General features: G+C 52.7%; 1 protein-coding gene. It reads left to right on the top strand.

The window, feature by feature from the left end:
* Positions 1–68: 68 nt before the first annotated feature.
* The coding region (locus ACTHUM_RS19890) for a dihydroxy-acid dehydratase domain-containing protein (RefSeq protein WP_440403991.1) at positions 69–440 on the top strand (372 nt) is incomplete at its 3' end.

Raw genomic sequence — 440 nt, 5'->3', positions numbered from 1 at the left:
CACCCAATACAAAAATCAGAAACGCGCAAACAAAATCCCTATCATATCGTTTTGCCAGGAGACAGCACATGACCCCCACTCCTATCCACCCCAAGCTCGCCGAAATCACCGAGCGCATCATCGAACGCAGTCGTCCGAACCGCGAAAAATATCTGGCGAAAATCCGTAGTGCCAAACAGATGGGACGCTTAGAGCGCAACCAGCTCGGCTGCAGCAATTTGGCGCACGGCTACGCCTCCATGCCCAAAAGCATCAAAATCGAAATGCTTCAGGACACCGTTCCCAACTTAGGCATCATTACTGCCTACAACGACATGGTTTCCGCACACCAGCCGTTTAAAGACTTCCCTGATCAAATCAAAGACGAAACACAGAAAAACGGCGCGACCGCCCAAGTCGCCGGCGGTACGCCTGCCATGTGCGACGGTATTACCCAAGGC

Source organism: Neisseria sp. P0021.S006, assembly GCF_051956895.1.
The sequence above is the reverse complement of the archived record's forward strand: the minus strand, read 5'-3'. Positions and strand labels throughout refer to the sequence as shown.